The 15,033-nt window shown below is 59.1% G+C and carries 16 protein-coding genes; 8 read left to right on the top strand and 8 right to left on the bottom strand.

What is annotated here, in order from left to right:
- The first annotated feature begins 3 nt into the window (after positions 1-3).
- The 8 genes from ppa to SPHFLASMR4Y_RS12125 all read left to right on the top strand — a co-directional run bounded on the left by ppa (position 4) and on the right by SPHFLASMR4Y_RS12125 (position 7,687).
- Positions 4-555 (top strand): inorganic diphosphatase, encoded by a 552-nt coding sequence (ppa, locus tag SPHFLASMR4Y_RS12175; RefSeq protein WP_089133786.1) that lies wholly within the window; start codon positions 4-6, stop codon positions 553-555.
- A 42-nt stretch (positions 556-597) separates the two neighbouring features.
- Entirely contained in the window at positions 598-1,386 is a 789-nt protein-coding gene (locus SPHFLASMR4Y_RS12170; RefSeq protein WP_145955530.1) for a DUF1206 domain-containing protein, read from the top strand.
- Between the two features lie 89 nt (positions 1,387-1,475).
- Complete coding sequence (locus SPHFLASMR4Y_RS12165) at positions 1,476-1,700, top strand: hypothetical protein (RefSeq protein ID WP_260806957.1); 225 nt, start codon at positions 1,476-1,478, stop codon at positions 1,698-1,700.
- A 13-nt stretch (positions 1,701-1,713) separates the two neighbouring features.
- Positions 1,714-2,241 carry a GNAT family N-acetyltransferase gene (locus tag SPHFLASMR4Y_RS12160; RefSeq protein ID WP_089133783.1) on the top strand — a complete coding sequence of 176 codons (528 nt, stop codon included), beginning with the start codon at positions 1,714-1,716 and terminating at the stop codon, positions 2,239-2,241.
- A 146-nt stretch (positions 2,242-2,387) separates the two neighbouring features.
- On the top strand, positions 2,388-3,587 hold the full coding sequence (sucC, locus tag SPHFLASMR4Y_RS12155) for an ADP-forming succinate--CoA ligase subunit beta (protein WP_089133782.1): 1,200 nt from the start codon (positions 2,388-2,390) through the stop codon (positions 3,585-3,587).
- 262 nt (positions 3,588-3,849) lie between these two features.
- Complete coding sequence (locus tag SPHFLASMR4Y_RS12145; RefSeq protein WP_089133780.1) at positions 3,850-4,596, top strand: electron transfer flavoprotein subunit beta/FixA family protein; 747 nt, start codon at positions 3,850-3,852, stop codon at positions 4,594-4,596.
- Between the two features lie 117 nt (positions 4,597-4,713).
- Positions 4,714-5,643 (top strand): electron transfer flavoprotein subunit alpha/FixB family protein, encoded by a 930-nt coding sequence (locus SPHFLASMR4Y_RS12140; protein WP_089133779.1) that lies wholly within the window; start codon positions 4,714-4,716, stop codon positions 5,641-5,643.
- 889 nt (positions 5,644-6,532) lie between these two features.
- Positions 6,533-7,687 (top strand): slipin family protein, encoded by a 1,155-nt coding sequence (locus SPHFLASMR4Y_RS12125; RefSeq protein WP_222102930.1) that lies wholly within the window; start codon positions 6,533-6,535, stop codon positions 7,685-7,687.
- Positions 7,688-7,750: 63 nt separating this feature from the next.
- On the opposite strand, the gene SPHFLASMR4Y_RS12120 is transcribed toward SPHFLASMR4Y_RS12125, so the two are convergent.
- From SPHFLASMR4Y_RS12120 to SPHFLASMR4Y_RS12085, 8 genes are all read right to left on the bottom strand, one after another.
- Positions 7,751-8,113 (bottom strand): HesB/IscA family protein, encoded by a 363-nt coding sequence (locus SPHFLASMR4Y_RS12120; RefSeq protein ID WP_089133778.1) that lies wholly within the window; start codon positions 8,111-8,113, stop codon positions 7,751-7,753.
- Positions 8,114-8,218: 105 nt separating this feature from the next.
- Positions 8,219-8,638 (bottom strand): SUF system Fe-S cluster assembly protein, encoded by a 420-nt coding sequence (locus SPHFLASMR4Y_RS12115; RefSeq protein ID WP_089134862.1) that lies wholly within the window; start codon positions 8,636-8,638, stop codon positions 8,219-8,221.
- Positions 8,639-8,827: 189 nt separating this feature from the next.
- A complete protein-coding gene (locus tag SPHFLASMR4Y_RS12110) occupies positions 8,828-10,015 on the bottom strand; it encodes a cysteine desulfurase (protein ID WP_089133777.1) in 1,188 nt (395 codons plus the stop codon).
- A gap of 98 nt (positions 10,016-10,113) precedes the next feature.
- A complete protein-coding gene (locus SPHFLASMR4Y_RS12105) occupies positions 10,114-10,866 on the bottom strand; it encodes a SufD family Fe-S cluster assembly protein (RefSeq protein ID WP_089133776.1) in 753 nt (250 codons plus the stop codon).
- 151 nt (positions 10,867-11,017) lie between these two features.
- Positions 11,018-11,854 (bottom strand): Fe-S cluster assembly ATPase SufC, encoded by an 837-nt coding sequence (gene sufC, locus SPHFLASMR4Y_RS12100; protein ID WP_089134861.1) that lies wholly within the window; start codon positions 11,852-11,854, stop codon positions 11,018-11,020.
- Between the two features lie 165 nt (positions 11,855-12,019).
- Positions 12,020-13,480 carry a Fe-S cluster assembly protein SufB gene (gene sufB / locus SPHFLASMR4Y_RS12095; protein WP_089134860.1) on the bottom strand — a complete coding sequence of 487 codons (1,461 nt, stop codon included), beginning with the start codon at positions 13,478-13,480 and terminating at the stop codon, positions 12,020-12,022.
- A gap of 47 nt (positions 13,481-13,527) precedes the next feature.
- On the bottom strand, positions 13,528-13,983 hold the full coding sequence (locus SPHFLASMR4Y_RS12090; RefSeq protein ID WP_089133775.1) for an SUF system Fe-S cluster assembly regulator: 456 nt from the start codon (positions 13,981-13,983) through the stop codon (positions 13,528-13,530).
- A gap of 127 nt (positions 13,984-14,110) precedes the next feature.
- Entirely contained in the window at positions 14,111-14,953 is an 843-nt protein-coding gene (locus SPHFLASMR4Y_RS12085; RefSeq protein WP_145955529.1) for a DUF6597 domain-containing transcriptional factor, read from the bottom strand.
- Positions 14,954-15,033: the final 80 nt, after the last annotated feature.

The following is a 15,033-nucleotide window of genomic DNA, read 5'->3' as shown; positions in this document are numbered from 1 at the left end:
TCCATGGACATTACCAAGATTCCGATCGGCGATAACCCGCCCGAAAGCCTGAACGTTGTCATCGAGGTCCCCGTTGGCGGCGAACCGGTAAAATATGAATTTGACAAGGAATCCGGCGCTCTGTTCGTCGACCGTATCCTCCACACCCCGATGCGCTATCCGGCCAATTACGGCTTCATTCCGCACACATTGTCCCCCGATGGCGACCCGCTCGACGCGCTGGTTGTCGCCCGTTCGCCGTTCATGCCCGGTTGCGTCGTCCGCTGCCGCCCGATCGCGGTGCTCAATCTGGAAGACGAGCACGGCGGTGATGAAAAGCTGCTCTGCGTGCCGATCGACGCGACATTTCCTTATTATCGGAAAATCGACGAAGGCAGTCATCTGCCGGAAATCGTCATGCAGCAGATCGAGCATTTCTTCACCCATTATAAAGACCTCGAACCGGAAAAATGGGTCCGGGTCGGCAAATGGGGCGATGCGGACGAAGCACGGCGAGTCGTGCTCGAGGCCATCGAACTGGCGAAAAAAAAGCGGTCGGAGCAACCTAAAGGCTAATCCGTGCGTTATGCTGCCGAGCAGTATAACCAGGAGCCTTGCATGTCCCGTGTCACCAGTATCGAAAATTTCGCACGCGCCGGCTATCTCGGCCGGGCAGTCGTTTACGGGCTGACCGGCTATCTGACGCTGACCACGGCTGGATCCGAAGGCACAACCGATGCGCTGGAGGAGATTGAAACCATGTCGGGCGGAGCGATCCTGCTGACGCTGGTCGGTCTGGGGCTGCTCGGCTATGGTATTTACCGGCTCTACGGCGCGTGGATGGATCTGCAAGGCCAGGGCAGCGACGCCAAGGGCGTAGCGGTGCGTGTCGGCCATGCGGCCAGCGGTCTGGCGCATGTTTTCCTGTGCTATTTTGCCATCAAGGCTGTGGCTGACCTGTCCGAAGGTTCGACCGGCGGAGGCGACACCGCCGGTAACGCCGCCAGTACGCTGGCGTCGCTACCGATGGGCGAAATTTTGCTTGCGATCATAGGCATAGGGTTTCTCGCCGCCGCAATTAATCAGGCGGTAAAAGCCTATACGGCAAATTTCATGCGATTGCTGGATGCCGATGCACCGGCCCTCGCCAAGCATGTCGGGCGCGCTGGCTATGCCGCGCGGGCTGTCGTCTTCGCTGTTCTCGGGTGGCAGATTGCCTCCGCTGCACTGAGCGGCAACGCCGGTTCTGTAGGCGGAATAGGGCAGGTCTTGGAAAGCCTGCGTTCGACCAATTCTCTCTATATTGCGGTGGCCATCGGCCTGCTGCTGTTTGGACTGTTCAGCCTGGTCATGGCGCGCTATCGCCGAATCAGGGACGAGGATGTGCTGGAGCGACTGAAATCTTGAAAAGCTGCACAATAACAGGTTTGACCGTCGCTGGATGCGCGCTGCTAACGGCCTGCGCCACTCCCGAGACCAGAGTACGCAACGGGCTGATGAGCGCAGGCCTGTCGGCGCCCGTTTCGGCCTGCATGGCCGACCGGATGGTGGATCGTCTGTCGCTCGGGCAGCTCAGAAAGCTCGGCGATCTGGGCAAGCTGAAAAATCGCGACCCGGGCGCGGTGACGGTCAAGGAATTTGTCAGGGAGACCCGGTCGCTACAGGATCCGGAAATCCTCGGCGTCGTCACGTCCTCCGGACTGGTCTGCGCGGTCCAGTAGACGCTACGCGACAATGGCCGGGATATCCATTCGTTCAGCAACCGCGGAAGATGCCGCAGACTTTGCGGACATAGAGCGATCGGCAGCTCAGGCCTTTCTGTCGGTTCCGGGACTGGAGTGGCTCGCCGACGAAGCGCCGATGTCCGCCAGACAACACCAGATTTATATTGATGATGGCGCCGTCTGGCTGGCGTCGACAAACGGGCGTGGCATCGGTTTTCTGACAAGCACGATATGTGAGGATGCCCTGCACATCATCGAATTGTCGGTCGCCGACGGGCATCAGGGCCAGGGAGTCGGGCGACGCCTGATGGAAGAGGCCAGGGAATATGCGACCCGGAAGGGTCTTCCGGCCCTGACCCTGACCACGTTCCGCGATCTGCCGTTCAACGAGCTGTTTTATCACAAGCTGGGCTATCGTACGCTGGATGCAGCCACGCTGCCCGAACGACTCGCGGTCATTTTGCGGGCGGAAATCGAGAAAGGCCTGCCGGGAAATCGCCGCTGCGCGATGCGTTTGACGCTCGGAAAGCACGACTGACAACCTGTGGCGGCGAGCCAGACTAGAACATCTGATAATTATCACGAAACAGGGTGGAAATAGGCGGCTGACTGTGCTTTAGCCATGCCATTAATCGCATGTCTTGAGATTCAAGACCTCCATTTTGAAAGGTGCTCATCCTTCCCATGAACATTCACGAATATCAGGGCAAGGAACTGCTTGCCAAACATGGCATCGCCGTTCCTGCAGGCTATGCTGCGCTCTCCGTTGACCAAGCGGTTGCCGCAGCCGAGAAACTTCCCGGACCGCTTTATGTGGTCAAGGCTCAGATTCACGCCGGCGGACGCGGCAAGGGCAAATATAAGGAACTCGGCCCCGACGCCAAGGGCGGTGTCCGGCTGTCGAAATCGATCGACGATGTGCGCACCAATGCGGAGGAAATGCTCGGCAACACTCTGGTGACCATCCAGACCGGCGACGAAGGCAAGCAGGTCAACCGGCTCTATGTCACCGACGGCGTCGATATCGAGAAGGAATTCTATCTCTCGATTCTGGTCGACCGGGCCAGTGGTCGCGTAGCGATGGTCGTCTCCACCGAAGGCGGCATGGATATCGAAGACGTCGCCCACAACACGCCGGAAAAGATCAAGACGATCACCATCGATCCGGCGCAGGGCTTCATGCCGCATCATGGCCGCACCCTTGCTTTCGCACTGGGACTGGAAGGCGACCTCAACAAGCAGGCGCAAAAGCTCGGCAAGAAACTCTATGAAGCCTTCCTCGCGATGGATTGCGAAATGGTCGAGATCAACCCGTTGGTCGTCACCGAAGACGAGCAGCTGATCGTGCTCGACACCAAGATGAGCTTCGACGGCAACGCGCTGATGCGCCACCCCGACATCGCTGCGCTACGCGACGAAACCGAAGAAGATCCTGCCGAAGTCGAAGCCAGCAAGTCCGATCTCGCTTACATCAAGCTCGACGGCAATATCGGCTGCATGGTCAATGGTGCCGGTCTGGCGATGGCGACGATGGACATCATCAAGCTCAACGGCGCTTTCCCCGCCAACTTCCTCGACGTGGGCGGCGGCGCGACCAAGGAAAAGGTCACGTCCGCATTCAAGATCATCCTCGCCGATCCGGCAGTGGAAGGCATTCTCGTCAACATCTTCGGCGGCATTATGAAATGCGACATCATCGCCGAGGGCATTGTCGCCGCGGCCAAGGAAGTCGATCTGTCAGTGCCGCTGGTTGTTCGTCTCGAGGGCACCAATGTCGAGAAGGGCAAGGAAATTCTTGCGGGTAGCGGCCTGCCAATCGTGTCGGCCGACGATCTCGGCGATGCCGCGAAGAAAATCGTCGCCCAGGTAAAGGAAGCCGCCTGAGGCGATTGCAGACCCTTGCCGTGCGGCAGGGGACCGGGGCGGGGCGCGCACCCGCCCGCCAATTCAGAGGCTGGCATTGCGCCGGCCTCTCAAAGACCACCCAATGTGGTAGCAGATTCATCTTCCGGATGACGCAAGAAGCCGCCACACTCCCCTCCCTCGGAAGGGCGGTACAGAACAGAATGCTGCACCGCAGCGCAAAACTTGACGTTTACGTGAACGTAAGTTAATTGGTTAGTGAAATTAGGAAAAGGAAACAGCAATGAAAATCCTGGTGCCCGTAAAACGGGTCATAGATTATAATGTAAAACCGCGGGTCAAGTCCGATGGCAGCGGCGTCGATCTCGCCAATGTCAAAATGTCGATGAACCCGTTTGACGAAATTTCCGTCGAGGAAGCCATTCGCCTGAAAGAGGCCGGCAAGGCGGAAGAAATCGTTGCGGTTTCGGTTGGCCCGCAAAAGGCACAGGAAACATTGCGTACCGCTCTCGCCATGGGAGCGGACCGCGCGATTCTCGTAGTCACCGACGAAGAAGTCGAGCCACTGGGCGTTGCCAAGATCCTCGCCAAGATCGTCGAGGAAGAATCCCCGCAGCTGGTCATCACCGGCAAGCAGGCGATTGACGACGATTCGAACCAGACCGGCCAGATGCTGGCAGCCCTGCTCGGCTGGGGCCAGGGCACGTTTGCCAACACCGTCGATCTCGACGGCGACAGCATCACCGTGAAACGCGAAATCGACGGCGGCCTGCAGACGGTCAAGCTGAACCTGCCTGCCGTGGTCACCACCGATCTGCGCCTCAACGAGCCACGCTATGCGTCGCTGCCGAACATCATGAAGGCCAAGAAAAAGCCGATGGATGAGAAAACGCCCGCCGATTACGGCGTCGACATCAGCCCGCGTCTGACCACCATCACCGTCGCCGAGCCCCCGGTTCGCCAGGCCGGTGAAAAGGTCGAAGACGTCGATGCGCTGGTCGCAAAACTCAAAGCTGTGGGAGCGATCTAGCAGCCTGCGCCTGAGGCACCCCCGTTCATCCTGAGCTTGTCGAAGGATTGGTGGGACAAGGTGCTTCGACAGGCTCAGCACGAACGGTTTTTGAAAGAATTTGAAGGAGTTACAAAAATGAAAACTCTAGTTTTAGTCGAACATGACAACAGTAACATGAAAGACGCGACGCTGGCCGTTGTCACCGCCGCGTCGCAACTGGGCGAAGTCCACGCTCTGGTGCTTGGTTCGGACTGCGGCAGCGTTGCCGAACAGGCCGCCAAGGTCGCCGGCGTCGCCACCGTCCATGTCGCCGACGATGCGTCGCTCGCCAACCAGCTCGCGGAAAATGCCGCGCCGCTGATCGCCAGCCTGATGGAAACGCATGACGCGTTCCTCGCGCCGGCAACCACCACCGGCAAGAATATCGCTCCGCGCGTCGCCGCTTTGCTCGACGTGATGCAGATCAGCGACATTCTCTCGGTCGAAAGCGAAGATACCTTCACCCGGCCGATCTACGCCGGTAACGCGATCGCCACGGTCAAATCTTCCGATGCCAAGAAGATCATCACCGTGCGCGGCACGGCGTTCGACAAGGCCGCAGCCGAAGGCGGCTCGGGCACCATCGAGGCTGTCAGCGGCGCCAGCGATGCCGGCCTGTCCAGCTTCGTCAGCGAGGAAATCGCCAAGTCCGAACGGCCCGAACTGACCAGCGCCAAGATGATCGTCTCCGGTGGTCGCGCCCTGGGCTCCGGCGAAAAATTCGAGGAAGTCATCACCCCGCTGGCAGACAAGCTCGGCGCCGGCATCGGTGCCTCGCGCGCCGCCGTCGATGCGGGCTATGTCCCGAACGACTATCAGGTCGGCCAGACCGGCAAGATCGTCGCTCCGGAAGTCTATATCGCCATCGGCATCTCCGGCGCGATCCAGCATCTCGCCGGCATGAAGGACAGCAAGACGATCGTCGCGATCAACAAGGACGAAGACGCACCGATTTTCCAGGTTGCCGATATTGGACTGGTTGCCGATCTGTTTGATGCGGTGCCGGAGTTGACTTCGAAACTTTGAACCTGAAGTTACCGACCTCGTCATGCTGAACTTGTTTCAGCATCCATCGAGATTGTGCACTGTCTCACGAGATCCTGATCCAATTTCAGGATGACGAATTTCAAGTCCCCGGCGTGAAAGCGTCGGGGATTTTCTTTTGCGACAACCACCCAGTATAGTATCATTCGAAACCATTCACCTCTCCCAGGCCCCGCCTCATCGCAAACAGCTGCCCTCGCCATTGCCAAACCGCAGCCGACCCACCACAGGCCCGCCTCCCCGATCAATGGACGGGGCAGACGTCAACGGTCAGGGTTTCATGAAGCCCGCCCGCATGCAGCATCTCTGATGCCCGCATGTACGGATGCTGCTTTGTCTCGATTCGGCTGGGACTGTAGCTCATTGGAAGAGCGCCGAGCTTTGCGCCCGGAGGTAACAGGTTCGATCCCTGTCTGACCCACCACTGGATAGCTCAGATGGATAGAGCACAAGATTGTTAATCTTGGTGTCGCAGGTTCGACTCCTGCTCCACTCTTGGTCTTTGAAAAAGACTCCAGCACTGCGAATGCTGTCTATAATACCGGGTTCGGGGACCGGCATGTGAACGGCGCGGCGACTGCGGCGGGAGGTTTTCTTCGGATTGCCAAACGCCGAGGGCAAAGCGCTCGCCACCATGGTAAATGGTTCGATCTGTCATGAAGGCAGCACCGGGCTGTGGCTGCAAAGGCCGGGGTTTCGATCCCGTCTGATCTGCCGCGCGCCCCGCAACGCCCGCTCTTGGCCGGTCCACCATGCACCATGCCCCCGGTCCCCGGATCTTTTTGATCGCGGGAACAAGCTCAGCGCCAATTCCGGTGCCGGGTAAAAACGAAAGGAGTTCAGCGTGAGTTGACACTAGAAGGTGAATGTAATGTTGTATTTGATTGATAGCCTGATGGGGCGCACCCGCGTGACCATCAACGAAAATGAACGGGCGATCTGGCTCTACAAGGGCGAGGTCCGCGGTATCCTGGGAGCCGGCGAGCATGTTCTGCCGAACCGGCGGCAGCAGCTGCGCGTCGAGCGCATGACTTTGACCGGCGGCGCATTTGGCTCGGCCTACGAGAAGGTGCTTTTTGACAAGCTGCCCGATCAGGCGGCCGCGCATCTGACCCAGTACCGGACCGGAACAGACGAGATTGCTGTCATCGAATGCGACGGACGGATTCATTCTGTCCTCTCACCGGATAGCAAGCTCACCGTGTGGACCGATGCCGGCCCGTGGAAAGCGGAGGTCGTGCAGCTGGAACAGAATCCGGTGATCGCACCGGCCTTGCTGCAGCGGCTGTTAAAAGCCGGCGTGGCTAGCCTGCTCTCCAATGTTCGGATCGTGGAGGTCGACAAGGGCCAGATCGGCCTGCTCACCGTCGATGGCCGGATGGCCGGTGAATTGACGCCGGGTGTCACGGGCTACTGGATGGTGGGTCAGAAGGTCGCCGTGAAGATCGTTGATCTGACGCGGCAACCGCTTGACGTGACCGGTCAGGAGCTTTTGACCAAGGACCGCGTGACTTTGCGGATCAACGTGGCGGCGGAATACCGGGTCGTTGATCCGGTCAAAGCCGTGACCGAGGTCAAGGACTTTGCCGATACGCTGTACCGGGCGCTGCAATATGCGTTCCGGAAAACGCTGGGCGCGATGACGCTCGACCAGATCCTGGAAAAGCAGGTGATGGTGGATGCCGAAGCCGCGACCAAGGTGCGGTCCGACATGGCGGCCATTGGTCTGGAGGTTACCGACATCACCCTGAAGGACGTGATCCTGCCGGGTGAGATGCGGGAGCTTCTGAACCAGGTGGTTTCTGCACAGAAAGCAGCAGAGGCCAACGTCATCAAGCGGCGGGAAGAAACGAACGCAACGCGGTCGCTTCTGAACACCGCGAAGGTGATGGCCGACAACCCGGTCATGCTCCGGCTGAAAGAGCTCGAGGCTCTGGAAAGCATTGCGACCAAGGTCGACAAGCTGACCGTGACCAACGGCACTACCGGCTTGATGAACGATCTCGTCAGCCTGTCTGGTGACTAGCTGACGGTCGGGATGGTCGCTTAAAAAAGGAGGGCGCGGGAAGAGATTCTCGCGCCCTTTTTGTCAAACCGTAAAACTCTCCCCACACCCGCAGGCGCCCTTGGCATTCGGGTTCTCGAACACAAAGCCCGCGGTAAAATCATCTTCGACCCAGTCCATCGTGCTGCCGATCAGATAGAGCACCGATCCGCCGTCGACGTAGAACACACCGCCGGGGGTGACGATCTTCTCGTCAAACGCGACTTCCTCGCTGACATAGTCGACCGAATAGGCGAGGCCCGAACAGCCACGGCGCGGGGTGGAAAGTTTCACGCCGATCGCGTCGTCCGGGGCCTTCGCCATCAGGTCGGCGATGCGCTGCTCGGCCGCCGGGGTCAGGATGATCGCGGCGGGTATTTCGCGGGTCTTGGTTTTTGTCTCGGTCATAGTCTTGCTCCAAAACCGTTAGTGGTGAGCCTGTCGAACCACGCTTCTCGACGATAGGCGTCCTTCGACAAGCTCAGGACTAACGGATTAAATTCTTTTCTTCGCTCACAACATCCCCAGTTCAAGCTTCGCTTCGTCGCTCATCTTCTGTGGGTCCCATGGCGGGTCCCAGACGAGATTGACCTCGGCGTGGCCGACGCCGGGCACGCTGCCGACTTGCAATTCGATCTCGCCGGGCATGGATTCGGCGACCGGGCAATGCGGCGTGGTCAGCGTCATGGTGACAATCGCGTGATTGTCCGGCGTGATTTCGACGCCGTAGATCAGGCCGAGATCATAGATATTCACCGGAATTTCCGGATCGTAGATCGATTTCAGCGTGTCGACCACCGCTTCGTAAATATCGCCACCGGCTTCACCGGCGGGAGCCTCGGTCGGTTTCTGCGCCAGAAAGCCCTCGAGATAGTCCTTCTTGCGATTGAGCTTCGCCGCATCGCTTTCCGCTTCATAGGGCGAAGGCGCCATGACGGGTTTCGCTTCGCCGTTCGTGTCGAGCGTAGTCGAGACACTTTGCTCGCCATCATCCGGTCTCTCGACTTCGCTGGAGACGAACGGAGTGTCCTCGACAGCATCCTCGACCTTCGCCAGTTTCGGCTTCTCGACCGATTCGACTTCCTCGACCAATATCTTGCGTTCTTCGTTCATATCGTCACCTTACCCGAAAATCTTTCTGACCCGATTGATGCCGTCCACCAGAGCGGCAACATCATCGTCATCACTGTAAATCCCGAAACTCGCGCGCGCCGTCGCCGCCACCCCGAGATAGCCCATCAAGGGCTGCGCGCAATGATGGCCGGCACGGATCGCAACGCCGCCTTCATCCAATATAGTGGCGACATCATGCGGATGCACGTCGCCGACCGCGAAACTCAATATGCCCATGCTCTTGTCCGGCCCGAAGACCCGCACCGAGTTGATGCCCGAAAGCGCCTCGCGCGCCTTGGCCAGCGTCGCATTTTCATGCTCCGAGATCACGTCCAGCCCGATGCCCTCGACATATTGGATCGCCGCATCCAGCCCGACCACACCGGCGATATGGGGTGTTCCGGCTTCAAAACGGCCCGGCGGCGGCGCAAAAGTCGTGCCGTCGAAGGACACACGGTCGATCATCGACCCGCCGCCCTTCCATGGCGGCATCGCCTCGAGCACTTCATAGGGAGCCCAGAGCGCGCCGATACCCGTCGGGCCGTAAATCTTGTGCCCCGAGAAAACATAGAAATCGCAACCCAGTTCCTGCACATCAACCGGCAGCCGTGGCGCGGCCTGACAGCCGTCGAGCAGCATCTTCGCGCCGACCTTGTGCGCGATCGCCGCCGCCCGTTTCGCGTCGAGCAGGGAACCCAGAACATTGGACACATGCGCCAGCGCGACCAGCTTGTGCTGTTCGGTCAGATTTTCCTCGATCCAGTCGAGATCGATCTGGCCATCATCGGTCAGCGGCGCGACATCGATCTGCGCCCCAACCCGCTCGGCCAGCATCTGCCACGGCACGATATTGCTGTGATGCTCCAGCTGCGACAGCATGATCCGGTCGCCCTCACCAACGAACGTATTACCCCAGCTTTCGGCCACCAGATTGATACTGTCGGTCGCGCCGCTGGTGAAGACGATTTCATTTTCGGAGGCGGCATTAAGGAAGCCGGCAACCCGTTTGCGCGCGGCTTCATAGGCAAGGGTCATATTGGCCGAGCGTTCGTATACGCCGCGGTGGACGGTGGCGTAATCGGGGCCGTAAGCGCGGGCTATGGCGTCGAGCACGGCCTGTGGTTTTTGCGCGGTAGCGGCAGAGTCGAGATAGTGCCAGTCCGGTCCGATACCGGGGAAGTCGGCGCGGTGGGACACAAGGCTCCGTTCGTCCTGAGCTCGTCGAAGGACAGCTTTCGAACGCGCGGGTGCTTCGACAGGCTCAGCACGAACGGGAACCGGGTTACCAGCATCGCTCACGACAAAGCCTCCAACACCTCAAGCGCCTTACCCTCGATAACGTCCCGCGCCGCATCATCATCCAGCGACACGAAGGCATCAGCAATAAACGCCTGCAGCATTAGCTTCTTCGCCTGCGCCGGCGGTAAGCCGCGCGATGCCAGATAGAAGAGCGCCTGCTTGTCGAGCTCGCCAACGGTCGCGCCATGGGCGCATTTCACGTCGTCAGCGAAAATTTCCAGCTCGGGCTTCGCATTCGCGGTCGCGCCGCGATCGAGCAGCATCGATTTGACCGACTGGGCCGCATCGGTTTTCTGCGCATGGCGCGCAACATTGATACTGCCGAGGAAGCTTCCGGTCGCCGTGTCCGCCAAGACCGAACGCACCACCTGGTTGGAGGTCGCATTGGGTTCGGCGTGGACCGTCTCGGTAACGATTTCCAGCGTCTGCTTGCCGCAGCCAAGGATCGCGCCACCCAGTTCAAAATGCGAGCCATTGCCAAGGGTCACCCTGACGTGAATCCGGCCATAGTCGGCCTCATGCGCGAGGACATGGAGATTGAATGTCGCCTTGTCGCCGATGGTGACATCGAGATCGATCACGCCAACGCCGTCGATCACCGGCAGTTCGGCGATCTGACGCGAAACGGTTTCACCCGCCGGCACGTTGATTTTCTCTGGTCCATCGAGCTTCGCCCAGACAGGTTCCAACGCCTTGAGGTCAGCATAGCGCCAAGCTTCATCGCGGCGCGTAGGGAGCGGTGCGTTCATATTATTCTCCTCCCTGTGCCGAAGGCATGGGGAGGGGGACCATGCGAAGCATGGTGGAGGGGCAACGCGCGCACGGCCCCTCCGTCAGCAGCTTCGCTACTGCCACCTCCCCATCGCTGCGCGACAGGGAGGAAAGAGTTAGCGCACACCATCATGCCGCCTCCGCTATCGCTTCATAGCCTTCTTCTTCCAGCTGCAGCGCCAGTTCCGGTCCGCCGGTTTTCACAATCCGGCCAGCCGCCAACACGTGGACAAAATCCGGTTTCACTTCATCAAGCAGCCGTTGGTAGTGCGTGATCAGCAGCACCGCCTTGTCGGGCTTGCGCATGATCGCGTTGATACCCGAACCGACAGTGCGCAGCGCGTCGATGTCGAGGCCGCTGTCGGTCTCGTCGAGGATCGCCAGCTTGGGATCGAGAATGCCCATCTGCACCATCTCGTTACGCTTTTTCTCGCCGCCGGAAAAGCCGACGTTCACGGCGCGCTTGAGCATATCCATGTCCATCTTCAACAGCGCCGCCTTTTCCTTGGCGAGCTTGATGAATTCCGCGCCGGTCAGCGCCTCTTCACCGCGCACCGCCCGCTGCGCATTCAGGCTCTCGCGCAAGAACTGCAGATTGCTCACACCGGGAATTTCGACCGGATATTGGAAACCAAGGAAAATACCCGCCGCAGCCCGTTCGTGCGGATCCAGTTCAAGGAGATCCACCGCTTCGCCTTCCCCCGTTCGTGCTGAGCTTGTCGAAGCACCGCTCTCCTGCTCACCCTGTCCTTCGACAGGCTCAGGACGAACGGAAGGCGTAAAGCTCACGCTGCCCTCGGTCACTTCATAACCGGGCCGTCCGCCCAGCGCATAAGCCAGCGTAGACTTGCCCGCACCATTGGGCCCCATGATCGCATGGATTTCACCCGCGTTGATTTCGAGGGAGAGCCCCTTGAGGATTTCTGTGTCGCCGACGGTGGCGTGGAGATTTTCAATTTTCAGCATTTGGTTTCTTTTCAGTTCAAAATTCTTGAGACGGTGGGTGACACCCGTGGAAATCGTCATGCTGAACTCGTTTCAGCATCCATGGCGCCCCAATCACCGACTGTGCAATCGGAGACGTGGATCCTGAAACAAGTTCAGGATTACAAAGGAGTGCAGGCAGGCCAATCACCCCACGCTCCCTTCCAGCGAAATCGCCAGCAACTTCTGCGCTTCGACCGCAAATTCCATCGGCAGTTCCTTGAGCACTTCCTTGGCAAAGCCGTTTACGATCAAACTCACCGCCGCTTCTTCATCCAGCCCGCGTTGCTGGGCATAGAACATCTGGTCGTCGCTGATCTTGCTGGTCGTCGCTTCATGCTCGATCGTCGCGGTCGGGTTCTTGACCTCGATATAAGGTACAGTATGCGCGCCTGACTGATCGCCGAGCAACAGGCTGTCGCACTGCGTGAAATTGCGGACGTTCTCCGCGTTCGGCCCGACCCGCACCAGACCGCGATAGGTATTGTCGCTGTGACCGGCGCTGATCCCCTTGGAGATGATCGTCGAACGGGTGTTCTTGCCGTTATGGATCATCTTGGTGCCGGTATCGGCCTGCTGGTAATTGTTGGTCAGCGCCACCGAGTAGAATTCGCCAACGCTGCCTTCGCCGTTCAGGACGCAGCTCGGATATTTCCACGTCACCGCGCTGCCGGTCTCGACCTGGGTCCAGCTGATCTTGCTATTCTTGCCCTGGCAGAGCCCGCGCTTGGTGACGAAATTATAGATGCCGCCCTTGCCGTTCTCGTCGCCGGGATACCAGTTTTGCACGGTCGAATATTTGATTTCCGCATCGTCCATTGCGACCAGTTCGACCACGGCGGCGTGCAGCTGATTCTCATCACGCATCGGCGCAGTGCAGCCTTCGAGATAGGATACATAGCTGCCTTCTTCGGCGACGATCAATGTCCGCTCGAACTGGCCGGTATTTTCGGCATTGATCCGGAAATAGGTGCTGAGCTCCATCGGGCAGCGCACGCCCTTGGGAATATAAACAAAGGTGCCATCACTAAACACCGCGCAGTTGAGCGTAGCGAAATAATTGTCGTGCATCGGCACAACCTTGCCGAGATATTTTTTGACCAGATCGGGATATTCCTTGATCGCCTCGCTGATCGACCGGAAGATCACGCCCGCCTCTTCCAGTTCCTGCCGGAACGTGGTCGCCACCGAGACGCTGTCGAACACCGCGTCGACCGCGACCTTGCGCGCGCCCTCGACGCCCGCGAGCACCTTTTGCTCCTCGATCGGTATGCCGAGCTTCTCATAGATACGCAGGATTTCCGGATCGACTTCGTCGAGCGAACCCAGCTTTTCCTTAGGCTTGGGCTCGGCGTAATAATAAGCGTCCTGATAATCGATCATCGGGATCTCGAGCTTCGCCCAGTCCGGCGATTCCATCTTTTCCCACTGGCGGAAAGCTTTCAGCCGCCACTCGAGCATCCACTCGGGCTCGCCCTTCTTGTCGGAAATGAACCGCACCGTGTCTTCGTTTAGGCCCTTGGGCGCGAAATCCTGTTCGATGTCCGACGACCAGCCGAACTCGTAAGCGCTCGCCTTGTCGACCGCTTCCTGCGCCTCGGCGTTCATTTCCGCGCGCTCGGCATCATAATCAGATGTTTTGACGTCTTCGCTCATCATGCTTTTTCCATTATTCGAATTTTGGGGGCGACTGGCAAATCCGACAGGCTCGCCAGGCTGACATCGTCCAGCGCCTTGCGGATCGTCCGGTTCACTACGCCCCAATGGGGCTTCACCGTGCAACCGTCCTCCAGCATACAATCGTGATTGCCGTCAATGGTACAACTGGTAATCGCAAGCGGACCTTCAACAGCTTCGACAATATCGGCGAGGCTGATCGACGCCGGGGGACGCGCCAGCCGGATGCCGCCACCGATGCCGCGCGTCGATTCGAACAGCCCGGCGGTGGTCAGTTTGCTGACCAGTTTCTTGGCCGTCGGCAACGGAACACCAGTCTCCTGCGACAGCTTCGTTGCGTTCAGCTTGCCTTCCGCAAGCAGCGCCGCTCCGCAATGGCGCGCCGCGGCGGACATCAGGACAACAGCATAGTCTGCGAGATTGGAAAGACGCATTTTTCTCGATTCGCCAAGGGTGAAGGTTTAAACAAGACTAATTTAGTCTCATTTATCCAACATTGCAAGTCCAGCGGGGCCTTCCCTGGTCAGGCCAATGGGGAAAACATGCTTCCAAATCTTCCATTCAGGTCTCGGTCGTCAGCGGCGCGATCTTGCCTTTCAGATTGGCCCGCTGGTCGATCAGTCGCGCGATTTCCCCTTCCCCGACGCGCAATTGCGTCGGCGTGACGCCGGCGAAGAATTTCACTTCCCGGATCATGTGCGACTGGTCATAAAAAGCATCGATCAGTTCCAGCAGCTCTTCCTCATTATGCTCGGCGTAGGCCCGGGCCGCCCGCAGCGCCCGATATTTGCGCGCCAGATATTTGGGCGGCATCCCGTACAGCTTGTTCACCGTCCGCAGCACCTGCCGCGAGCTTTGCGTCGACCGTTCCATCAGGCCGCTGACCGGTGGCGAAGGCTCGGACGACAGCCACTCGTCAACCATCTTGGTAAAGGCGGCGGTTTCCGGCTTGAGCCGCGGTTTCAGCGAGCGATAGACCTTGTCGGCCCAGGCCACCATCTGCTCGGGACTCTCGCAACCGCGCAGATATTCAAGATTCTTGTTGATTTCCTGCGAGAAAACCTCGGCGGCGTTGACCGCTTTGTCAGTATATTCTGCCGCCGATTTCCGCGTGGAAATGGCCCAGCCCGCCGGCAAGACGCCGACCCCGAACATCCGGAACGGTCCGGTGACTTCAACATGCATGGCGCCTGTCGAAGGCCCCTGCAACACCGCGCCTTCATGGGAATAGCTGCTGCCATCGGCAAAGCTTATGACCGCGCTCCCCTCCAGCAGAAAGCGCAATTGCGCGATGGCGGCTCTCTCGTTATCGGCAAAGCGCGGCTGGTCATCCTCGAAAAGATAATAGACCGAAACCAGGTCCCGGACATCTTCCGCCGGCGCAAAATATTTCAAGCTTACCAATCTACGACCCCTCGATCTGTCCCTCCCCAGGTTCAGATTCCCTATGGAATGCGCTTATATAGCAAAGAAATATAGTTAAA

It is taken from the genome of Sphingorhabdus sp. SMR4y (assembly GCF_002218195.1).
In the GTDB taxonomy this organism is placed as follows: Bacteria; Pseudomonadota; Alphaproteobacteria; order Sphingomonadales; family Sphingomonadaceae; genus Parasphingorhabdus.
The sequence above is the reverse complement of the archived record's forward strand: the minus strand, read 5'-3'. Positions and strand labels throughout refer to the sequence as shown.

What these genes read in the sequence shown, in the direction of transcription:
- SPHFLASMR4Y_RS12105 (WP_089133776.1), bottom strand. Translation starts at nt 10,866, where the DNA reads ATGAACGCACCGCTCCCTACGCGCCGCGATGAAGCTTGGCGCTATGCT.
- SPHFLASMR4Y_RS12165 (WP_260806957.1), top strand. Translation starts at nt 1,476, where the DNA reads ATGAGCGCAGGCCTGTCGGCGCCCGTTTCGGCCTGCATGGCCGACCGG.
- SPHFLASMR4Y_RS12125 (WP_222102930.1), top strand. Translation starts at nt 6,533, where the DNA reads ATGTTGTATTTGATTGATAGCCTGATGGGGCGCACCCGCGTGACCATC.
- SPHFLASMR4Y_RS12170 (WP_145955530.1), top strand. Translation starts at nt 598, where the DNA reads ATGTCCCGTGTCACCAGTATCGAAAATTTCGCACGCGCCGGCTATCTC.
- SPHFLASMR4Y_RS12160 (WP_089133783.1), top strand. Translation starts at nt 1,714, where the DNA reads ATGGCCGGGATATCCATTCGTTCAGCAACCGCGGAAGATGCCGCAGAC.
- sufB (WP_089134860.1), bottom strand. Translation starts at nt 13,480, where the DNA reads ATGAACGCCGAGGCGCAGGAAGCGGTCGACAAGGCGAGCGCTTACGAG.
- SPHFLASMR4Y_RS12090 (WP_089133775.1), bottom strand. Translation starts at nt 13,983, where the DNA reads ATGCGTCTTTCCAATCTCGCAGACTATGCTGTTGTCCTGATGTCCGCC.
- SPHFLASMR4Y_RS12120 (WP_089133778.1), bottom strand. Translation starts at nt 8,113, where the DNA reads ATGACCGAGACAAAAACCAAGACCCGCGAAATACCCGCCGCGATCATC.
- SPHFLASMR4Y_RS12115 (WP_089134862.1), bottom strand. Translation starts at nt 8,638, where the DNA reads ATGGCGCCTTCGCCCTATGAAGCGGAAAGCGATGCGGCGAAGCTCAAT.
- ppa (WP_089133786.1), top strand. Translation starts at nt 4, where the DNA reads ATGGACATTACCAAGATTCCGATCGGCGATAACCCGCCCGAAAGCCTG.
- SPHFLASMR4Y_RS12140 (WP_089133779.1), top strand. Translation starts at nt 4,714, where the DNA reads ATGAAAACTCTAGTTTTAGTCGAACATGACAACAGTAACATGAAAGAC.
- sucC (WP_089133782.1), top strand. Translation starts at nt 2,388, where the DNA reads ATGAACATTCACGAATATCAGGGCAAGGAACTGCTTGCCAAACATGGC.
- sufC (WP_089134861.1), bottom strand. Translation starts at nt 11,854, where the DNA reads ATGCTGAAAATTGAAAATCTCCACGCCACCGTCGGCGACACAGAAATC.
- SPHFLASMR4Y_RS12145 (WP_089133780.1), top strand. Translation starts at nt 3,850, where the DNA reads ATGAAAATCCTGGTGCCCGTAAAACGGGTCATAGATTATAATGTAAAA.